Source organism: Amycolatopsis circi, from assembly GCF_003385235.1.
GTDB classification, from domain to species: Bacteria; Actinomycetota; Actinomycetes; order Mycobacteriales; family Pseudonocardiaceae; genus Amycolatopsis; species Amycolatopsis circi.
Window position 1 is genome coordinate 1 of sequence record NZ_PQIA01000096.1, and the last position, 19,722, is coordinate 19,722.

General features: G+C 69.8%; 20 protein-coding genes. 11 read left to right on the plus strand and 9 right to left on the minus strand.

The window, feature by feature from the left end:
• Positions 1 to 400: 400 nt before the first annotated feature.
• Genes D0D37_RS31775 through D0D37_RS31790 form a run of 4 tightly spaced genes read right to left on the minus strand, consistent with a single transcriptional unit; the run spans position 401 to position 3,728 of the window.
• Positions 401 to 1,876: an FAD-binding oxidoreductase gene (locus D0D37_RS31775; RefSeq protein WP_116204290.1), complete on the minus strand. Its 1,476-nt coding sequence runs from the start codon at positions 1,874 to 1,876 to the stop codon at positions 401 to 403.
• 50 nt (positions 1,877 to 1,926) lie between these two features.
• Positions 1,927 to 2,112: a tautomerase family protein gene (locus D0D37_RS31780; protein WP_116204291.1), complete on the minus strand. Its 186-nt coding sequence runs from the start codon at positions 2,110 to 2,112 to the stop codon at positions 1,927 to 1,929.
• The gene (locus D0D37_RS31785) at positions 2,072 to 3,274 is read right to left on the minus strand and encodes a Cmx/CmrA family chloramphenicol efflux MFS transporter (RefSeq protein ID WP_116204292.1); all 1,203 of its coding nucleotides are present in this window, start codon (positions 3,272 to 3,274) and stop codon (positions 2,072 to 2,074) included. Before D0D37_RS31785 ends, D0D37_RS31780 begins: the two co-directional genes overlap by 41 nt.
• Before the next feature lie 28 nt (positions 3,275 to 3,302).
• Entirely contained in the window at positions 3,303 to 3,728 is a 426-nt protein-coding gene (locus tag D0D37_RS31790) for a GlcG/HbpS family heme-binding protein (protein ID WP_116204293.1), read from the minus strand.
• A 286-nt stretch (positions 3,729 to 4,014) separates the two neighbouring features.
• Here D0D37_RS31790 and D0D37_RS31795 point away from each other — a divergent pair, with 286 nt between their 5' ends.
• The 9 genes from D0D37_RS31795 to D0D37_RS31835 all read left to right on the plus strand — a co-directional run bounded on the left by D0D37_RS31795 (position 4,015) and on the right by D0D37_RS31835 (position 12,739).
• Complete coding sequence (locus D0D37_RS31795; protein ID WP_116204294.1) at positions 4,015 to 4,599, plus strand: TetR/AcrR family transcriptional regulator; 585 nt, start codon at positions 4,015 to 4,017, stop codon at positions 4,597 to 4,599.
• 543 nt (positions 4,600 to 5,142) lie between these two features.
• A complete protein-coding gene (locus D0D37_RS31800; RefSeq protein WP_116204295.1) occupies positions 5,143 to 5,928 on the plus strand; it encodes a cupin domain-containing protein in 786 nt (261 codons plus the stop codon).
• Positions 5,929 to 5,933: 5 nt separating this feature from the next.
• Complete coding sequence (gene asnB, locus D0D37_RS31805) at positions 5,934 to 7,727, plus strand: asparagine synthase (glutamine-hydrolyzing) (protein ID WP_116204296.1); 1,794 nt, start codon at positions 5,934 to 5,936, stop codon at positions 7,725 to 7,727.
• Positions 7,727 to 8,767, plus strand: coding sequence for a PrpF domain-containing protein (locus D0D37_RS31810; protein WP_116204297.1), 1,041 nt, complete (start codon positions 7,727 to 7,729; stop codon positions 8,765 to 8,767). Before asnB ends, D0D37_RS31810 begins: the two co-directional genes overlap by 1 nt.
• A complete protein-coding gene (locus tag D0D37_RS31815) occupies positions 8,749 to 9,876 on the plus strand; it encodes an acyl-CoA dehydrogenase family protein (RefSeq protein WP_244223742.1) in 1,128 nt (375 codons plus the stop codon). The genes D0D37_RS31810 and D0D37_RS31815 overlap by 19 nt, the downstream gene beginning before the upstream one ends.
• The gene (locus D0D37_RS31820) at positions 9,873 to 11,261 is read left to right on the plus strand and encodes a dihydroorotase (protein ID WP_244223743.1); all 1,389 of its coding nucleotides are present in this window, start codon (positions 9,873 to 9,875) and stop codon (positions 11,259 to 11,261) included. Before D0D37_RS31815 ends, D0D37_RS31820 begins: the two co-directional genes overlap by 4 nt.
• On the plus strand, positions 11,258 to 11,740 hold the full coding sequence (locus tag D0D37_RS31825) for a flavin reductase family protein (protein WP_116204299.1): 483 nt from the start codon (positions 11,258 to 11,260) through the stop codon (positions 11,738 to 11,740). The genes D0D37_RS31820 and D0D37_RS31825 overlap by 4 nt, the downstream gene beginning before the upstream one ends.
• An 18-nt stretch (positions 11,741 to 11,758) precedes the next feature.
• Positions 11,759 to 12,211 carry a luciferase domain-containing protein gene (locus D0D37_RS31830; RefSeq protein ID WP_116204300.1) on the plus strand — a complete coding sequence of 151 codons (453 nt, stop codon included), beginning with the start codon at positions 11,759 to 11,761 and terminating at the stop codon, positions 12,209 to 12,211.
• Positions 12,212 to 12,313: 102 nt separating this feature from the next.
• Positions 12,314 to 12,739: a hypothetical protein gene (locus D0D37_RS31835; RefSeq protein ID WP_162834564.1), complete on the plus strand. Its 426-nt coding sequence runs from the start codon at positions 12,314 to 12,316 to the stop codon at positions 12,737 to 12,739.
• 78 nt (positions 12,740 to 12,817) lie between these two features.
• On the opposite strand, the gene D0D37_RS31840 is transcribed toward D0D37_RS31835, so the two are convergent.
• The 3 genes from D0D37_RS31840 to D0D37_RS31850 are packed head-to-tail and all read right to left on the minus strand — an operon-like array spanning position 12,818 to position 15,448.
• Entirely contained in the window at positions 12,818 to 13,738 is a 921-nt protein-coding gene (locus tag D0D37_RS31840) for an LLM class flavin-dependent oxidoreductase (protein WP_116204302.1), read from the minus strand.
• Between the two features lie 16 nt (positions 13,739 to 13,754).
• Complete coding sequence (locus D0D37_RS31845) at positions 13,755 to 14,675, minus strand: alpha/beta hydrolase (RefSeq protein WP_116204303.1); 921 nt, start codon at positions 14,673 to 14,675, stop codon at positions 13,755 to 13,757.
• A 53-nt stretch (positions 14,676 to 14,728) separates the two neighbouring features.
• Positions 14,729 to 15,448, minus strand: a complete 720-nt coding sequence (locus D0D37_RS31850) for an SDR family NAD(P)-dependent oxidoreductase (RefSeq protein ID WP_116204304.1) — start codon at positions 15,446 to 15,448, stop codon at positions 14,729 to 14,731.
• 109 nt (positions 15,449 to 15,557) lie between these two features.
• Between D0D37_RS31850 and D0D37_RS31855 the strand changes: the two genes are divergently transcribed.
• Positions 15,558 to 16,184: a TetR/AcrR family transcriptional regulator gene (locus tag D0D37_RS31855; protein WP_116204305.1), complete on the plus strand. Its 627-nt coding sequence runs from the start codon at positions 15,558 to 15,560 to the stop codon at positions 16,182 to 16,184.
• 8 nt (positions 16,185 to 16,192) lie between these two features.
• Here the strand turns inward: D0D37_RS31855 and D0D37_RS31860 are convergent, their stop codons facing one another.
• Together D0D37_RS31860 and D0D37_RS31865 are read right to left on the minus strand one after the other, a co-directional pair.
• Positions 16,193 to 17,314: an epoxide hydrolase family protein gene (locus D0D37_RS31860; RefSeq protein WP_116204306.1), complete on the minus strand. Its 1,122-nt coding sequence runs from the start codon at positions 17,312 to 17,314 to the stop codon at positions 16,193 to 16,195.
• Positions 17,315 to 17,340: 26 nt separating this feature from the next.
• Positions 17,341 to 18,720 carry an MFS transporter gene (locus D0D37_RS31865; protein WP_116204307.1) on the minus strand — a complete coding sequence of 460 codons (1,380 nt, stop codon included), beginning with the start codon at positions 18,718 to 18,720 and terminating at the stop codon, positions 17,341 to 17,343.
• Positions 18,721 to 18,771: 51 nt separating this feature from the next.
• On the opposite strand from D0D37_RS31865, the gene D0D37_RS31870 reads away from it, so the two are divergent.
• Positions 18,772 to 19,338, plus strand: coding sequence for a CGNR zinc finger domain-containing protein (locus D0D37_RS31870; protein WP_116204308.1), 567 nt, complete (start codon positions 18,772 to 18,774; stop codon positions 19,336 to 19,338).
• Positions 19,339 to 19,722: the final 384 nt, after the last annotated feature.

The following is a 19,722-nucleotide window of genomic DNA, read 5'->3' on the forward strand; positions in this document are numbered from 1 at the left end:
GTCAGATTGGGATAAGAGACAGGGGCGTTGAGCGGCTTGCCGGAGCCGTCGTCGGGTGGTTCGGTGCGCGATAGGTGGGCTGGACTGGTTGGCGGTGCCGGAGGGCATGGGCCGGGCGCGATTCGGAGGGGCTTGTTGCGGCTGTCGTGGGGTGGTTCGGTCTGCGCTGGATGGGCTGGACTGGCTGGTGGTGCCGGAGGATGTCGGTCGGGCAGGGCGGGGGAGCGGCTGGTCGCGGCCTTCGTCGGGTGGCTCGGTCCGCGTTAGGCGGGCCGAACTGATTTGGTGGTGCCGGAGCACGTCGGCGGGGCGGGACAAGGAGGGCTCGCCGCGGCTCTTGTCGGGTGGTTCGGGCTGTGGAGCGGGTCGCTGCAGCCCTTGTCGCATGGTTCGTCCCGAGCTAGACGGGCCGAACTGACTGCCGGTGCCGGAACACGTCCTCCGGATCCCACCGCGTCTTCGCCCGCTGCAGCCGCGCGTAGTTGTCCTTGAAGTACAAGTCGTGCCAGGGGACTCCGGAGGTGTTCCAGTCCGGATCGGACAGATCGGCGTCCGGATAGTTGATGTAGCACCCCTCGGCGACCTCGCCCGGCACCGGCACCCCGCCGGTGTCCGTGTACATCGCGCGGTAGAAGTCCCGCACCCAGCCGATATTCGCGGCATCCGCGTCCACTGTGGACCAGAAAGCCTGGTACAGCAGCTTGAACGTGCTGTCGCGCTGGGCCACCGCGGTCGCGGCCGGGTCGACTGCGGAAATCGCGCCGCCGTAGGAAAAAGCGACCAGCATCGTGTCCGGATTAGTAACGTCCGGCCGGGTCAGATACTCGTAGGCGGTACGCAGCTGCGACTCCGGGAGGGTGCTCCGGACATAAGCCGACTTGTGCTCGCCGCGCAGCGTCGGGTCGGTGAGCACGGGCGTGTTCGTGCCGAGAAACCGTGTCGCCTGTAGCCAAGGCAGCCGCCGCGGGCGGGAGAGTCCGGGCATCGGGCCGAATTCGCCCGCTTGCTCGAAGCCGGTCGTCGCCAGATCGCCGAGCACGTTCGAGAGGTAGTCGTTCAGCACCCGGTCCGCATCCGGTGCGCAGGCGTCGATCTGCGCCACCAGGCCCACGGTTCCGTTGCAGCGGTGGTTCAGCATCAGCAGGCTCGACAGCGCGGTGCCCGGCGAATCCGGCGCGCGGTGCTCGTGGTGCCAGCGGGCGTAGCCGCCGAGCAGCCGGGCGAAGCGCCGCTCGTCGAGGTCGGACCACGGCACCGACAACGCCGCGACGAGCACTTCGGACGGCGGTCGCACCAGCGGCGCACGGAACAAGAACCGTGTCACCACGCCGAACGAGCCGCCGCCACCCCCAGTGTGTGCCCAGAAAAGATCGGCTTCGGGCCCGGACGAGTCGCGGGTGACCACGATCGTCCGGCCGTCGGCCAGCACGACTTCGACGCCGTGCAGGTGGTCGACGGTGAGCCCGTCCCGCCGCGACAGCAGGCCGTAGCCGCCGCCGGTGACGTGTCCTCCGGCACCGACGGAGTAGCAGATGCCGCCCGGGATCGTCACGCCCCAGCCGCGGTACAGCCGCTCGTAGACGTCCTGCAGCCGCGCCCCGGCTCCTACGGAGTAGAGGCCGTCCGCGTAGTCCACTTCGGACAGTCCGCTGAGGTCGAGGATCTCGTCGACCCCCTCGTGGTGGACGAAATCCTCGAAGCAGTGGCCGCCGCTGCGGATCGAGAGCCGCCCGCGCGCGCCGGTGACGGCCGAAGCGACCTCCTCGGTGCTCCGCGGCAGATGCACCGACGCCGGTTTCGCGGTGTAGCGCTGATTGACGCCTGCCGTGAAGTCCGCGTAGCGCGGGTCTTCCGGCCCGATCACGCGTCCGGTCATGGCTCCTCCCGGAAGGGGAGGCCGGGACGGACAGCCGTCCCGGCCTCTGATCAGAGGTCTCCGGCGAGCTTCCCGCCGAGGCCCCAGTGGTCCTTTTCGACGTCGGTGACGATGACCGTGACCGCGGCTTCGGGGCACTTCGCGAGCCGCGAAACAGTGCCCGTCACCTCCTCGACGAGCTGGCGGCGTTCGGCCTCACTGGCTCCCTTCCACCAGTTCACGTGCACGACCGGCATCGCTGTTCACCTCCTTTCCCGTCCGGCGGTCCAGGCCCACCGCGCCGAGCGCGACGACCAGCGAGGCCACGGCCAGCCCGGCGCCGATCCAGCTCGGAGAAAGCAGCCCGGCGCCCGCGCTGATGCCGACGCCGCCGAGCCACGGGCCGAGCGCGTTGCCGACGTTGAACGCCGAGATGTTGCTCGTGCTCGCCAGCGTCGGCGCGCCTTCGGTCTCGTTCATCACGCGGGTCTGCAGCGCGGGGTTGATCAGGAAGCTGCCGACGCCGAACAGGAACAGCGTGACGATCATGGCCGGTTTGCTGTGCGCGGTAAGGGAAAACACGCCGAGCATCACCGCGAGCAGCAGCAGCCCCGCGCACAGCGTGCCCATCAGCGAGCGGTCGGCGAGCTTGCCGCCGAGCACGCTGCCGAGGAACGTGCCGACGCCGAACAGCGCCAGCAGCGGAGGCACCATTCCGGCGGAGAACCCGGTGAGATCGGTCAGCAGCGGCGCGATGTAGGTGTAAGCGGTGTAGAGCGCCGCCTGGCTCAGCGTGGTCGTGCCCAGTGCCAGCCACACCTTGGGGTTGCGGAACGCGGCCAGTTCGTGGCGCAGGCCGAGATGGCCCGCCCGCGGCTGGTGCGGCACCAGCACGAGGACGCCGACCAGGTCGATCACGCCGAGGATCGCGACCGCGAGGAAGGTCGCGCGCCAGCCGAAATGCTGGCCGACGAACGTGCCGAGCGGAACCCCGGCGATGGTGGCGATGGTCAGTCCGCCGAACATGATCGCGATGGCCCGGGCGCGCTTGCCCGGTTCGACCAGGTTCGACGCCACCACCGCGCCGATGCCGAAGAACGAGCCGTGCGCGACGGCGGTGACCACGCGGGCGGCCATCAGCACGCCGAACGACGGCGCGGCGGCGGCGAGCACCTCGCCCGCGATGAACACCACGAGCAGCGCCACGAGCGCCGATTTGCGCGGCACCTTCGTGGTCGCGGCGGTGATCAGCGGGGCGCCGATGACGACGCCGACGGCGAACAGCGAGATGAGCAGCCCGGCCTGCGGCAGGGAGACGCCGAACGCGCCGGACAGTTCCGGCAGCAGGCCGGCGATCATGAACTCGGTCGTGCCCAGGCTGAACACCGTCAGCCCGAGCACGAACAGGGCGATGGGCATCGTGACTCCCGGAGGGTTCGGGCGATGGTCAGGACTCGAGCGCCGACAGTCCGGCCTCGGCGATCTTGACGTCGTCTGTCCAATGCGCGCCGGAGACGCCGATCGCGCCGACCAGTTCGCCGCCGACCACGATCGGGAGGCCGCCGCCCATGCCGACCAGGCGGTCGATGGCCGTGGGCGCGGCGGTCCGCAGCACCGGGTCGGCGTCGAGCACCTCGGACCACTTCTCCGTCGGCATCGCCGAGGACGCCGCGGTGTAGGCCTTGTCCTGCGCGACCTGCACGGCGTTGAGCTTCGCGCCGTCCTGGCGCAGGAACGCCTTCAGATTGCCGCCTTCGTCCACCACCGCGAGGGCGAACCGCTTGTCGGTCGCCTTCGCGGCCTCGTCGGCGGCGCGGACGATCCGCCAGGCCAATTCGTCGCTGACGGACGACCGGCGCTGCACGTGAGGCATGAGAACTCTCCTTGTCTGGCGAGTGCGGTTTTCTCTTCGGTGCCGCCGGCCACAGGAGGGTGCGCACCGGGACCGGTCGCACACGGACCGCATCCGGCGGTCGTCTCGACCGTACCAAATCTGGAACGGTCGGCAAACTATAGGCGGGCAATCAAGCGAGTCTGAGGCGACGGAAGCCTTGTATGCCAAAGGAAAACGAAAATCATCGATTCTTATTGTTGAACGTTCAGTCCAGATAGTGCGCTCTATTGTTGACCTTTCGTTCCAGGTTCCTTAGGCTGGGGACATGCCCCGAGTTCGCGAGTTCGACACCGACGAGGTGATCCAGAAGGCCATGGAGGTCTTCTGGCGCAAGGGCTACGAAGCCACCTCGATCCAGGATCTCGCCGAGGCGACCGGGCTCGGCCGCGGCTCGCTCTACGCCGCGTTCGACAGCAAGCACGGCCTCTACGAGCGCGCGCTGCAGCGGTACGTCCGGCAGACCACCGACGCCACCCGCGAATCGCTGATGCAGCGGGTGCCGATCCGGCAGGTGATGCGCGACCTGCTGCTCGGCCGCATCGACGACGCGCTGGAGGAGCCGGGCAGGCCGGGCTGCCTGCTGGTCATGGCGATCACCGAGCGGGTGCCGCACGACGAGGCGGCCAACCGGATCGTGTGCGACGCGATCTCCGCGCTGCAGGACTCCTTCTACGGAACGCTGCACCTGGCCCGCAGCATGGGCGAGCTGCCGCCGGGGGCCGATATCCCCGCGTTGTCGAATTTCCTGGTGACGATGATTCAGGGGCTGCGCGTGATGAGTGCGGTCTGCCGCGACAAGACGTTGCTGGGCCAGGTTGTCGACACCGCGCTGAACGCCATTCCGGAATAACTCCATTTCCGTGCCAAGAGGTGATCATCGCAAGGATGGTCGCCTCTTTTTCATGCTGAAAAGAAGGCCCTTGGCGGTCTGCTGGTTCCCTTGTCGATCATGCGCGGCATGTCGGAAAGTGTTTGCTCGGGGCTCGTCTCCAGCGTCGGTTTCACAGGAGATCCCGACTGTCCGATGTGGTCGCGAGTCGGCTGTTGTGCTTATGCTGCAATGGCTTTCAGGAATCTGTCCTGGTCGGATCAATGTTTCGCGGCTTTAAACTGTGGCGACGCTCACAAGAAAATTCCCCGGTGGATGTCCGGCTTCCCGGGCGCGCCCGTGGACGTCCCGGTTGCGTCATTTGGCGGAGCGGGAAATTTACTGGATCGATACAGTCAATGACCGCTGCGTAATTTGCGCCAATTCTCCGGCCCGCGGAGCGCTTTGCGGCGGACTGCGGCCGGCTAGTACGGTCGCCACCGGAAGCGAAACGCGGAATTGAATCGCGTTGATCAATTCGGCTTCCGTCACTGGGCAATTATCGGCAACCTGATTGGATACGGGATGCTTGTCGACCAGATTCAGGGAACGATCGTCCGCGCCGCGGACTTCGTCTTCTCGCCGTTCGACTGGGGCCGCGTCGCCGAGCCCGTAGGCCCGGCTCTGGGGGCGCACCAGGTCACCCTGCTCGTCGTGGAGGTCGCGCCCGGGAAGGCGTGGCGCCTCGGCTGGGCGCTGGAGGAAGAGAACGTGGCGGTCGTCTTCGCCGGCTCCGGCCACGGCGACGTCACCGGCCATCGCACGGAGGTCGCCCGCGGCTCCGCCCTGCACTCGCCGACCGGGCGGACGCTCGAACTCGAAGCGGGCGACGACGGCTTGACCGCTTACGTGTGGCGAACTCGCTTGGCGGGCAACGAACCCGCCGGTACCGCGCCGCGGCTGGACAACGACCTGTGGAACACCGAAACGCAGTTGCACGGCTTCAGCGGCACCGGCGAGGTCGCCGCCGACGACAAGACCGCCGTCATGAATTTCCTTTTCTGGCCCGGAACCGGCAGCGCGCGGCTTTGCCTGCACTGCGGGATCCAGGACCCGGGCCAGACTTTCAACGTCCATCAGCACCCGGAGAGCGAAGAGGCTTTCATCGCTTTCGAAGGCGACGGTCAGATGTACCTGATCGACCGCTGGCACGACGTCTCTCCCGGCGACGTGCTGTTCGCCGCCCCCGGCGTGCCGCACGGCACGCGCAATCCGGAATCGGCCGCGCAGCGGTTCGCCACGTGCGGCGGCCCGACTCCGTTCGACCCTGTCCTCTACGCCCGTGCGGGCGTTTCCGCGGAGGTGAAGTAGTCGTCATGTGCCGGATCTACGGACACTTGGGCGGGAGCCTCGCGCACCACCATCTGCGCGCGGTTTCGGCGCTGCAGCGGCACGGCGGCCCGGATGCCCGGTTCAGCGCGGCGGGCGAAGGCTGGGCGCTGGGCAACAACCGGCTGGCCATCGTGGACCTCGACGGCGGCGAGCAGCCCTACCGGCTCGGCCGCGAGATCCAGGTCGTCTTCAACGGCGAAATCTACAACCACGACGTGCTGCGCCGCGACCTGCACGCGGCCGGCTACGTCTTCCACGACCACTGCGACGGCAACGTGCTCCCGGCGCTGTACCACAAGTACGGCCTGGACTTCGTCGACCACCTCGACGGGATGTACGCCATCGCGGTGCTGGACCTGCGAGCCGAGCCGAAGCTCGTGCTCGTGACCGACGACGCGGGCATGAAACCGCTGTACCACCACGAAAACCCGGAACGCGGCGAGCTGTATTTCTCCTCGGAGCTGCCGGCTCTGCTGAGCGTCCCGGGCGTCGGATGGGAGCAGCGGGACGAGGGGCTCGACAGCTACCTCACCACGAAAACGCCCTTCGGGGAGCGGACGATGTTCGACCGGGTCCGGGTGCTGCCGCGGGCGGCCACCGCCGTCTACACGCGCTCGGGCGGGTTGAAGATCTCGCGGCGCGCGGAAGGCGCGTTCCCGGTCGAGGGCGGCGATCTCGCCGAGGCGGGCAGCCGGGTGCGCGACACGCTGCGCGCCGAAACCCGCAGGCTCGCGCTGGCCGACGTCCCGATCTCGACGATCACCAGCGGGGGACTGGATTCGAGCCTGGTGACGGCGTTGCTGGCGGAGAAGGTCCCGCACGTGCACGCGTTCAACATCGCCTACACCGGGGACTGGCCGTTCGACGAGAAGGCCTACGCCCGCGAGGTCGCCGCCCGCAGCGGCGCGACGTATCACCAGATCGAAGCGGACCCGGCGATGTTCCCGGATCTGCTCGGTGAAGTCGTGTGGCATCTTGGCCAGCCGAACGCCGACCCGATCACGCTGAGCACCTATCTGTTGTTCCAGGGCGTGCACGACGCCGGGTTCAAGGTGACGCTCTCCGGGGACGCCGCGGACGAGATCTTCGGCGGCTACCGCCGGATCAGCAACGCGGTGGCCGGGGCCGAAGACTGGCCGAACGGATACGTCGAAGCGCTCGCGGCAGTGCCCGCCGCGCTGCGGGACCGGCTGTACACCGACGAATACCGGGACCTGTTGCGGCGCAACGGAACTGAGGCCGAGCGGATCACGCGGCGGCTGCGCGGTGCCGGGCCGGACCGGCTGGCCGCGATCACGGAGTTCGAAGTGGACGAACGCCTGCCCGCCTATCACCTGCGCCGCGTCGACCACCTGAGCATGGCGCATTCGGTCGAGGTGCGGTTGCCGTTCTGCCAGCGCTCGGTCACCCGGCTGGCCCGGCGATTGCCCGCCGAACAGCGGGTGCGCGGCCGGGAGGTGAAGCGCGCGCTCTACGCGGCTGGCCGGGGACTCGTGCCGGATTCGGTGCTCGAGCGGCCGAAGCAGCCGTTCACGCTGCCGATCACCTCGATGCTCGCGGCCGGGCAGCCGTTGCACAGCTATGCCCGGGACATGCTTTCGGGCCCGTCGCTCGCCGACCGCGGGCAGCTCGATCCGAAGGCCGTGGCCGGGCTGTTCGACGCGCAGGCCGCCCGGCCGAACGACGAATCGGCGCTGGCCATCTGGTCGCTGCTCATCCACCGGATCTGGAGCGAGCAGCTGGTGAGCGGCGGCGCCAGGGAAAGGAGCGCGGCCTGATGCTCGCCCACATCGCCCATGCCCACGGCAGCCCGAGTTCCACGCTGGTGCTGCCCGCCGAGCGGCTGCCGACGTCCGAGGAGGCCCTCGCCGGCGCGCTGTCCGACGGCGTCGCCTGGCTCGCCGAACACGGCCTCGCCGCGGTCACGAAGATCGCGCTCGTGTCGGTCTCCGAGCATCCGCTGTTCGACCTCGACTACCGGTTCGTGCAGGTCATTCCCGGCGATCCGGTGCGGTTCGACTTCCGCGGCAGCTGCGGGCACTCGGTGCTCTCGTCGGTCGTCGTGGCCAGCAGACTCGGCTGGATCGGCAGGCTCGCGCCCGAACACCGCGTCCGGGTGCGCGTGCTCAACAACGACGAGCACGTGGTGTGCGAGGTCGACGAATGCGTCCGCGACCGGACGACGTTCACCGCACACTTCCTCAACCACCCCGCGGTGCCGCTCGGGCACCTGCTGCCGTTCGGCGAGACCACCACGGACCTGCCCTTCGACGACGGCACGATCCGGGTTTCCGCGGTCTCGGCCGGGAACCCGTACCTGTTCCTGTCCGGCCACGACCTCGGCGTGGACACCCCGGAGGAGCTTTTCGCCGCGGGGCAGCCGCTGTTCCGCACGATGAGCGCGATCCGCCGCTCGGCCGCGCGGCAGTACGGCTATCCCGTCGACGGCGCGTTCCCGAAGGTGGCCGCGGTCCTGCCGGACGGCGAGAACGGGCTGGCCGCGCGCGCGGTCTCCGTGCCGTCCTGGCATCCGACGCTCGCGCTGACCGGAGCCGTCTGCCTCGGCGCGGCCCGCCGGATCCGCGGCACCATCCCGTTCCAGCTCGCCGGCGGCGAGACCCGGCGCACCGCGTCGCTGCGCATTCGCACCGCCGGCGGCTGCACCACTTCGGACGCCGCGGTGTCCGGCCACGACCGGGACAGCGAGCTGTCCTGGGTCAGCGTCCCGGAAAAGGCGGTGTCGTTCACCGGCGCGGTGACCATCGATTCGTTCGATCCCCATGCCCTGAAGGAGGATTCGTGTCTGCTGTCGACCTGACCACCCCCGCGCGCCTCGGCGTCGACGAACTGGTCGACGTCCTCGCGGAGCACGCCGCGGCGGCCGACGAAGCCGGTCGCCCGGCCCCCGAGGTGCTGGCCGCGCTGCGGAACTCGCCGTTGCCCGGCCTCGTCGTCCCGCGCCGGTACGGCGGAGCCGGGGCGGATGCCCTGGAGGGCAACCGGATGATCGCGCGGATCGCACGGCACGATCCCTCCACCGCGATCATCGCGTTCCAGCACCTAGCCGTGTGCAGCCGGATCGCCGAATGGGGCAGCGATGCCCAGCGCGAAGAACTGCTGCCGAAACTCGCCTCCGGCGAGTGGCTGGCCGCGTCCGCGTGGAGCGAGTCCGGCGCTGGCGCGGCGAAGAAGAATCTCTCGACCGTCGCCGACGAGATGCCGGACGGGAGCTGGACAGTCAGCGGCGGCAAGGCTTTCACCACCGGTGCCGGGATCACCGACATCTACCTGGTGCTCGCGCAGAGCACGCCGGCGGGGGAGTCCGACGAGGCCGCGTACGGATCCGGCGGGCAGAGCTTCTTCCTGGTGCCCGCGACCAATCCGGGCATCGAGCCGGATTTGAGCCTGGACCTGGTCGGCATGCGCGCGTCGGCGACCGGGTTCGTGGAACTCAAGGACTGCCGCCTCGGACCGGAAGCGCTGCTCGGGCCGCGCGACACCGCGAGCACGATCATCGCGGGCGTCCGGCAGTCCGGGGCGACCCTGGGCGCGGTGTCGGCTGGGATCGCCGAAGCAACGTGGGACCTCGGTTTTCAAGCGGCACAACGGAAATCGCTGCTCGACCTGCAGGCCGTCCGGCACCGGCTGGTGGACCTGCGCGGGCAGGTGGAGTCCGCTCGCGCGCTCGTCGAACGGGCCGGCCGCCGCGACGGCGCCGACCCGGGCGAGGTGACGCTGCACAGCAAGATCCATGCCTCGCAGACGGCGGAGGAAGTCGTCGCCGCGATCGCGCGGCTGCTCGGCAGCGCGGGATACGTGGTGACGAACCCGATCAACCGGATGGCCCGCGACGCCCGCGCCGTCGCGCTGATGGGCCCGACCAACGACCTGAGCCGAGAGCTGGTGAGCCTGCCATGGGCCGCGTGAAGAACTACGACCTCGTCGTCCGGGGCGGCCGGGTGACCGGCCCCGGCGGCGTCCGCCTCGCCGACGTCGCCGTCACCGGCGGGAAGATCGCCGACGTGCTGCCCGCCGGGAGCACGGTATCCGGCGCCGAGGAGATCGACGCCGCCGGACGGCACGTCCTGCCCGGGCTGATCGATTCCCACGTGCACTTCCGCACGCCGGGCCTGACCGAAAAAGAGGACTGGGCGCACGCGTCGCGCGCCGCGGTGGCAGGCGGCGTCACCACGGTGTTCGACATGCCCAACACCCGCCCGGCGACGTTCACCCCGGCCGACGCCCGCGCGAAGGACGCGGAAATCCACGGCACGAGCCTGGTCGACTACCGCTTCCACGCAGGTGTCGACCCGGAAGCCGTTGACACGCTGGAGACATTCGAACCGGCGGAGGCGATGACCGCGAAGGCGTTCCTCACCGGGCACCACACCGCGCCGCACGTGCTGCGCGATCCCGGACGGCTCGACGAGCTGTTCGCCGTCGCGAAACGGCAGGGCCTGCGGCTGCTGTTCCACGCCGAGGACGACGACGTCTTCGCGCTGCTCGACCAGTGGCAGGGCGCCCCGGCGACCTACCGCGACTACGAGCGGTTCCGGCCGCGCTCGGGCGGGATCGTCGCCGTGGCCAAGCTGATCGAGCTGGCGCGGCGGCACGGCACCGCGGCGCATGTGCTGCACGTGTCCAGCCGGGAGGAAGCCGATCTGCTCACCGCGGCAGGCGCGACCGGACTTCCGGTCACCTGGGAAGCGACCGGACACCACCTGTCCTTCACCGCGGACGACACCGCCCGCTGCGGTTGCCGCATCCGGCTCAGCCCCGCCATCCGGGAACAGGCCGACCAGGACCGGTTGTGGGACGCGGTGTTCCGCGGCGAAGTGTCCACTGTGGGCAGTGACCACGCGCCGCACGCGTTCGCGGACAAGACGGTCGCCGCTCCGGACGCCCCGCCCGGGCTGCCCGGGGTGCAGGAGCTTTTCCCCGCGCTGTACACCGGGCTGTGCCGCCGGGCTCCAGACGCCACGCCGGACGAACTGCTGCCGATCGTCACCCGGGTGCTGGCCGCCGAACCCGCCCGGCTGTTCGGGGTTTCCGACCGCAAGGGCGCGATCGCTCCCGGACTGGACGCCGACCTCGTGCTGTTCGACCCGGCGGAAAACTGGTCGTTCGGCCCGGGCGACGTCCAAGCCAAATGCGGCTGGACGGCGTACGCGGGCTGGATGTTCACCGGCCGCGTCGCGCGCACGATCCGGAGGGGCCGCACGGTTTTCCGCCTGGAACACGGCTTCGGCGCCCCCGACGGCGAATGGCTCAAGCCTGCTGCCGTCCCCGCTCCGGCGGGTGATGCCCGATGACCACGGCACTGCTCGACGAGTTCAAGGACGCGATGTCCGCGCTGGCGGGCGGAGTGTGCGTGGTGACCGCGCTCGACGACGACGGCACCCCGCGCGGATACGCCGCGACCTCGGTGACCTCAGTGTCGATGCGGCCGCCGTTGTTGCTTGTCTGCCAGGCGAAAACGTCGAGTTCCTACGAGGTTTTCTCGCGCTGCTCGCGGTTCGGCGTGAATGTTCTGGCCGCGGAGCAAACCGAACTCGCCGCGCTGTTCGCGACGCCCGGCGCCGACCGCTTCGGCGGCACCGGCTTCGAACCGGGCGACCAAGGCACCCTCCTGCACCCGAACGCCCTGGCCGCCATCGAATGCCGCCGCCGGGAAACCGTCGACGCCGGCGACCACGGCCTCCTACTGGGCGAGGTCCGCGCCGCCGCCACCCGGCCCGGCGACCCCCTCGTCTACCACGGCAGGCGCTACCAGAGCACCCGCCCGGTCTGAACCACTCTGGAGGAAACCATGTTCGAGATCCCCGACCGAGACGGCCCGGCCCCGCGCACCCGCGGCCCGGTCCCGCACGGCCAGCTCAACCAGATCGCTCCGACGACGCTGCAGGAGGAACTGTGGCAGCGGATGCGCTCCCTGGCCGGCGTCTACCTCGCGCCGACGCACGTGCCCTACCCGGAGGCCAGGGCGATCCACCTGGCCCCGGAGTTCGGCACCGGCCCCGACGACGCGTTCATCAAGCACAGCCGCGAATTCGCCCACCTGCACCCGCAGCAGGACGGCAGTCTCCATCTGACCCTCCCGCCGATCGCGAAGAAACTGGTGACCGAAGCGGGCTGGGGAGTGCCGCACCCGATCCAGAACACGCAGCTCGTGTACGGACCTCGGGACCGGGACGAGATCGAGATCGTCTGGCGGGTGGTGCTGGAGTCCTACAGCTACGCCAGGGGCCGCCACCGCGAATGACCGAACAGACCGGCTTCGGCGCGGGCGGCGAGGGGACAATGCCCTCGCCGCCCGCACCGAGCGGCGATCCCGGCCGCAACGTGCGCGGGCACAATTCTGTTCATGACACCACTGCCCGCTTCCCTTGAGGTGTATCCCGATTACGGGATGATCGGCATCTACGGCAGCCAATTCGAGGTCCTGGATTTCCCGGCGTCCGCCGACCCCGCCGCGGTCGTGGTCGCGACCGAGTACGCGGCTTACCTGCGCACCGGCCAGACTCTCGACCCGGTCACCCTCCATTTCGGAACCGCCGACGCTCCGGCGGGCCTGGACGCGCTCGGCACCGTCACGATCGAACTCCCCGTCGACGACGTGCTCGTCAGCCAGATCACCGGCGGCGCCCATGGCCCGTACACCCTCCCCGAAGGCCCCGGCATCTACCGCATGACGGTCACCGGAGACGGGTCGGTCCGCCCTGTCCGGGCCTTGTGGGTCGAGCTGAACCGGATCGGCGACCCGGTTCCCGAGGACGAAGACGACGAGTGACTCATTTGCTGAAGCTGTGCGCGAAGAGGCCGAGGGCGGACAACAATTGGCAGTCGACCTGCCTTGCTGGGGCCGGGGTTAAGCCAGCCTCGGGAGCACCTCGGCGGCGAGCCGGTGCATCTGGCCGAGTTCGTCGAAGAGCGGATTGAGCAGGAGCAGCTGCGCTCCCGCCGCGACGACCTCGCGCAGGCCGGCCGCGCAGTCGTCGACCGTGCCGGCGACCGGGACGGCGGCAAGGCCAGTCAGCCCGAAGTAGCCGTACCTGCGTTCGAGGGCGTCGGCGATCCACTCGCGAGCCTTGTCGCCGTCGTTGTCGACGGCGACGTAGACCCGCTTGGCGAGGGTGAAACTGCTGGGGTCGCGTTGTTGCCGCCGAAGCTGGTCCCGGGCGATCTCGGCGTGCCGGGCGAACGCCGCGGTCGTGGACGATCCGGCTCCGATGAAGCCGTGCGCGGACCGGACGGCGCGGGCCAGCGCGTTGGGGTGGCTGCCGCCGAACCAGACCGGCGGATGCGGCTGCTGGACCGGCTTGGGTTCCATCGCGGCGTCGCGCAACTGCCAGAACCGGCCGTCGAAATCGACGCGCGGCCGGGTCCACAGCTGCTCCATCAGCCGCAGCCCTTCGCCGAACCGGGCCACGTGGCCGGCGGGGTCGACGCCGAACGCGGAGAACATGCGATTCGGGCCGCCGGCGACCAGCCCGATCTCGAGGCGGCCCTGGCTGAGCTGGTCCACGCTCGCGACGGTTTTGGCCAGGTGCACCGGATTGTGCAGCGGGCCGACCAGCATCGCGCACCCCAACCGGATCCGCCGGGTGCGAGCCGCCGCGTAGGCCAGCGTCTCCAGCGGACTGAGCAGGGGCTGCGTGCCGAGCACTTGCTCGCCGGTCCAAGCACTGTCGAACCCGAGTTCTTCGGCGTGCGTCAGGAAAGTGTCCATCGCGGTCGGATCGAACGAACCGCTCTGGACGGTTTGCGGGAGGGAGATCGCGAATCGCATGACGGGGGACCCTGTTTCAGTCGCCGAGTTTGCCGCGCAGCCACTTGCCCGCCTCGGCGATGCTGGCGTCGGCTTCGGGCAACCGTCCGGCCAGCAGCTGATAGACGTGCGGCATGCCGTCCGCGACGTGCAAGGCGACCTCGACGCCGGTTTTCCCGGCCAGCGCGGCGAATCGCTCCACGCTGTCCCGCAACGTCTCGTCGCCGCCGCAGGTCAGAAACAGCGGCGGAAGCCCGGCCGGATCGGCGTGCATCGGATTGGCCAAGGGATCGGCCGGGGACTGTCCGTCGAGGAACATCGGCGCGAAGCTGTGCACCAGTTCCCGGGAGATGGCCACGTCGACGTCCGCGTTGGACTCGAATGTCGGCCCGTTCGCCTCCATGTCGTACCACGGCGAGAACGCGACGATCGCCGCCGGCGCGGCCAAACCGTCCCGGTGCAGCGAGAGCGCCGCACTGGTGGCGATGTTGCCGCCCGCGGAGTCGCCGGTGAACGCGATCCCGGACGGCGAACAGCCTTGGGAGAGCAGCCAGTCGTAGAGCGAGCGCGCGTCCTCGAGTTGCGCCGGGAACGGGTGCGCCGGGGCCAGCCGGTAGTCCGGGATCAGGGTGCGGACGCCGGCCGCCTTGGCCAGATGCGCGGCGATTTTCCGGTAGCTGTCCTTCGAACCGCTGACGAAGCCGCCGCCGTGGAAATAAACCAGCACGCGCCCGGTGCCGCACCCCAGCGGGTTCGCCCAGAGCGCGGGCAAACCGGCCGCGGTGACTTCTTCGTAGGTGACGTCGGTCGGCTCCTTGGCGAGGCCGTGGAACAGGTCCGCGCCGCCCAGGTCGATGCCGGGGTCGATCGCCAGGACGGCCGCCGTGGTCGCGGCGACGGCCTTGGGCGCGCACGCGGCGAACGTCTCGCGCAACTCGGACCATTCCTTGCTCGGCATGTCCTCGTTCTCCTTGCCAGATCGTCGAAAGCAGTTCACGGGATGGCGGCAGCTCAGGTCCTGGCAGCGAGTTGCGCGAACTGGCGTTCGAGGATCTTGTCGGCGCCGGCGGCCCAGGCTTCCGTCAAGGAAGTCGTTGCGGGATCGGGGAAAATGTCCTCGTCTCCCTTCTCCACCGCGTCGAAGACGGCTCGCGCCACCGCTTCCGGCGAGGCTTTGGGGATGGGGAGTTCCCGGGTCATGTCCGTGTCGACCGGACCGGCGAGCACAGCATGGAACCGGACGCCCTGCCCGGCATGCGCGGCGCGAAGGCTTTTGGTCAAGGAGAAAGCCGCCGCCTTCGAGGCCGAGTACGACGTGAACATCGGCAGGGGAGCGAGCGCGACGCAGGACAACAGGTTGACGACCGCCCCGCGCGAGCTGACCAGCGCGGGCAGGAAGGCCTGGGTCACGGCGTTGGAGCCGTAAAGGTTCACCGCGAGGTGCCGTTCAAGCACAGCGGGGTCGAACGGGGCGTCCGGCAGCATGATGCCGGCGTTGTTGATCAGGATGTCCAGCGCCTCGACCTCGCCGACGGCCGCCTGGATCTGCGCGGGGTCGGTGACGTCCAGGAGGAGAGGCGTCACCCGCGGATCGGGGTGGTTCAAGGGCTGCCGGGTGCCCGCGTAGACCCGTTTGGCGCCTCTCGCGAGGGCTTCCTCGGCGAGCGCTTTGCCGATGCCGCGGTTCGCTCCGGTCACCAGCACGGTCGTGTCCTCGAGAGTCGTGGCCATGGTCGCCCTCCGATTTGTTTGTCGATCGATAAACAAACCTTGTCACGAGCGCTCCGGCGGGTCAACATAAACTTTGTCGACCGACAAACAATGACGGAGGCGCACCCGGATGACCACTCGCGGCCGGCCTCGCACGTTCGACCCCGACACCGCCCTGCGGCAGGCGCTCGACGTGTTCTGGGAACGGGGCTACGAGGGCACCTCGCTCAGCGACCTCGCCAAGGCGACCGGGATCGCCTCGGCCAGCCTCTACGCCTGCTTCGGCAGCAAAGCGGACCTGTTCCGCCAGGTCATGGAGCTTTACGGGACTACCTATGGCGGACCGCCCCGGCGCGCCCTGGTCGAGCATCCGACCGCTCGCGCCGCGATCCACGCCATGCTGCGGGCAACCGCGGACCAGATCACTCACTCCGACGCGCCGCACTACTGCATGCTGATCCTCGCCGCGCCCACCGGAGCGGTCGAGAACCATGCCGTCCGCGAGTTCCTGGCCGACATCCGGCGCTCGCAGTTCACGGCGGTCAGGGAGCGGCTCGCGCGCGGTGTCTCCGACGGCGATCTCCACCTGTCGGATGCTGGCCTGGACGCCGCGGCGCGCTACTACACCACGGTGGTGCAAGGACTTTCCGTGCAAGCCCGTGACGGCGCCGACCGCACCGAGTTGGAAGCGGTGATCACCTGCGCGATGGCCGGATGGGATGCCCTGACCTCTGCGCCGTCACACAGCGACAGCTGAGTTGACAGTCAGCGAAACAAACGGAAGAACCCGCGCACCTGCTCGACCAGCGACGCCGGCTGCTCCAGCGCGGCGAAGTGGCCGCCATGCGGCAGTTCCTCGAACCAGCGCAGGTCGGTGAACCGCAGCTCGGCCTCCCGCCGCGACGGGCGGGTGATGTCGCGCGGGTAGATCGACAGCCCGGACGGCGCGGTCACCTTGTCCCGGAAGCCGGCGAAGCTCTCCCAGTACAGGCGCGCCGACGACGTGGCCGACGCGGTGAACCAATAAACCGAGATCTCGTCGAGGATCTTCTGCCGCGGCACGGCGTCCTCGGGATGGCCGTCGTTGTCCGTCCACGCCCAGAACTTCTCGGCGATCCAGGCGGCTTGGCCCGCCGGGGAGTCGGTGAGGCCGTAGCCGAGGGTCTGCGGCCGGGTCGCCTGGAGCGCCGAGTATCCCCGGCCGGTGCGTTGCATTTCCTTCTCGGCCTCGAGATTCGCCAGCTCCGCGGGCGTCGGGTCGTCGAACGCGCCCGCTGCCACGGATCCCAGGTTCAGGTGCACGCCGGCGACCCGCTCGGGAGCCACCTCGCCCAGCGCGCCGGACACCGCCGAACCCCAGTCGCCGCCCTGCGCGCCGTACCGGTCGTAGCCCAGCGAGACCATCAATGTGTCCCAGGCGCGCGCGGTGCGGGTGACGCCCCATCCGGTCGTCAACGGCTTGTCGCTCCAGCCGTACCCGGGCAACGACGGCGCGACCACGTGGAACGCGTCCGCCGGATCCCCGCCGTGGGCGCGCGGGTCGGTCAACGGGCCGAGGACCTCCAGGAACTCCAGCACCGAACCCGGCCACCCGTGCGTGAGCACGAGCGGAAACGCGCCCGGCTCCGGCGAGCGGACGTGCAGGAAATGGATGCCCAGCCCGTCGATCGTGTCGCGGTACTGCGGGAAGGCGTTTAGCCGTTCGGCGAACCCGAAGTCGTAGTCCTCGGCCCAGCTGAGGCACAGCTCCTGCGCATAAGCCAGCGGCAACCCCTGCGACCAGTCGTCCACCGGCTCGCGCTCGGGCCACCGCGTCCGGCGCAGCCGTTCACGCAGATCCGCGATCTCGGCTTCGGTGACGCTGACCTTGAATGGCTCGGCGGACATGGCGAGACTCCTTACTGCGCAAGGCGTTATCGGATCGGCTGGGGGCGTCGGGTCAGGCTGAGGACCAGCCCGGCCAGGGGGAGTGCCGCGAGCACGGCGAGGGCCACTGGGGCCGGCACGATGCCGGACAGACCCGCGACAGCGGCCGGACCGATCCCGCCGCCCAAGGCGGTCATGAAGTTGAACAGGCCCTGCGCGGTGTCACGATCGTCCGTGGCGACCAGGTCCGGCGCGAGGTTCACCAGTACGGCTTGGGCACCGGCGAACCCGCACACGGTCAACGCAGTACCGACGACAACCGGGATCGGCCCGTCGAAGGCCGCGACCACGAGCACTCCTACGACGGTGAGCGCCGCGAGCCCGGCCGACATCTGCCAGCCGGTGAACCGGTCGGTCAAGGCGCCGACCAGTCGCCCGGCCAGCACCGAGCAGACAGCGGCAGGGACCAGGAGCACGCCGGCTTCCAGGGGACCGCCACCGGTGGCCTCCTCGATCAGAGACGGCGCGCGGAACAGCACCCCGTAGTAGCCGGCGAAGACTGTCCCGCCGATGAGCCCAGCCGCCAGGAAGCCGCGGGAGGCGATCACCCGCCGAGGCACGAACCCGTCGGGCGTGCTTCGCACGCGCCACCACAGTCCCGCAGCGGCGAGCGCCCCGGCGGCAGCCACAACGAGCGTGACCGCAGCGGGCAGGCCGACCGAATGCGCCTGCAGCAACGTAATCAGGGAGCCAGCGAGCACCGACAGCACGGCCGCGCCGACGATGTCGAGCCGCCCGTTCGAGCCGTTTCGCTCGCCGCTGCTCCGCGTCAGCGCGCGCCTATTCGGCAATGCGGCCAGAAGCAGGGGCAACGCGAGGACCGGGATCGCGAGCACAGCACGCCACCCAAGCCAGGCGGTCACCGCGCCGCCCAACAGCGTCCCGCACCCTGACGCCGTCGCGCTAGCGGCCGCGATGATTCCCAGCGCGCGGATCCGTTGCCGCCCGGGAAGAGCGGTGGCCGCGGCGAAGACGGCGATCACGGTCGCGCCCGCCCCGGCGCCGCCGATCAGCCGGCCGACGATCACGACGGACAGCGTCGGCCCGGTTCCGGCGAGCGCGGAACCCGCGGCGAGCGTCGCGACCCCGGCGACGAGGACCTGGAACGGGCTCCAGTGGGCCAGCAGCCGGCCCGCGACCGGCATCGCGAGCGCGGAGGTCAGCGACCACGCGGCGAGAATCCACGCGGTGGCCCCGAACGGCACCGCGAGCGCGCGCCCGATGGCGGGCAGTGCCACCGACGGCGCTCCCAGCGCCACGTACATCGGCAGCACCAGCATGCCCAAAGTCAGCCCGATCCGACGCCCGTCCGGCGCCCGTCCGGCAGGGACCGTCCGCGGCGGCCTCTGCCGGGTATGGTGTGACATGCGAAAGCTCATTTGAGTGTAACGCTACGGGCCAACGAGGAGACACGTCAAATGCAGGATGCGTGTTACAACCCGGTGGCGGTCCAGACGGCCGTCGACCTGGCCAACACCTTGCGGCCGGTCAAGGGAGAAGACGCGCTCGAGACGTTGGAGCAACTCCAGGACTTCCTCGACGCCCATCCCGCGGCTGAACCTCCGGGGACCGTCCCGCGGCAGCTAACCCACGCCGACCTGACGGAAGTCCGCGCGTTGCGCGAGACGGTGCGAGAGGTGCTCGAACGGTCGAGCGCGAACGCGGTCGAAGCCGCGGCCCTGATCAACGACGGTCTGCGCCGCAGCCGCGCCACGCCGGTGCTGCGCCACGAGGGCGACCGCTGGTGGACCGAGGTGACCTCCGGCGCCGACCGCCGCTCGACGCACCTTGCCGCGACCACGCTCAGCGCACTGGCCTCCGTGATCGCCACGCTCGGTCCCGCTCGGCTCGGCGTGTGTGCCGGACTGAATTGTCGAGCCACTTTCGTTGACCTGTCGCGCAACGGCTCGAAGCAGTACTGCACCCGAAACTGCGCGCACCGGGCCAGCGTCGCGGCCTACCGGAGCCGTCGCAGCCCGCATTGAGCGCCGGTGCCCGACAGGCCGAGCCCGCGTTCGACGAACGAGTTCGGGCTTCCATCGCGGCGCGGCGGGGCCGGACAACCGCTTGGGGACAGGTCGACGGTGTGGGACTCTGTTCGCATCGTGCCATCTCGCTGCTGGCAGCAAGCCAGGGTCCGGGGCAGAACGGCGTCTGCCCGATTCCGGCAGGGCCGGTGGCCGCCCCTCCTCTGCGGAATCACCGTAGAAGTATCCGGGCGAGGTGTCAGTACGCCAACCGCGTGCGTTGGCTCGTCTGAGCAGGTGGATCGTGCCGACATGATGCGGTCGGCATTCGGTGGGTCGAAGGAATTGACGCACCGCGGCTTGTCGGACGTGAGTTCTCGAAATCGACAGGGCTCGCGGTTC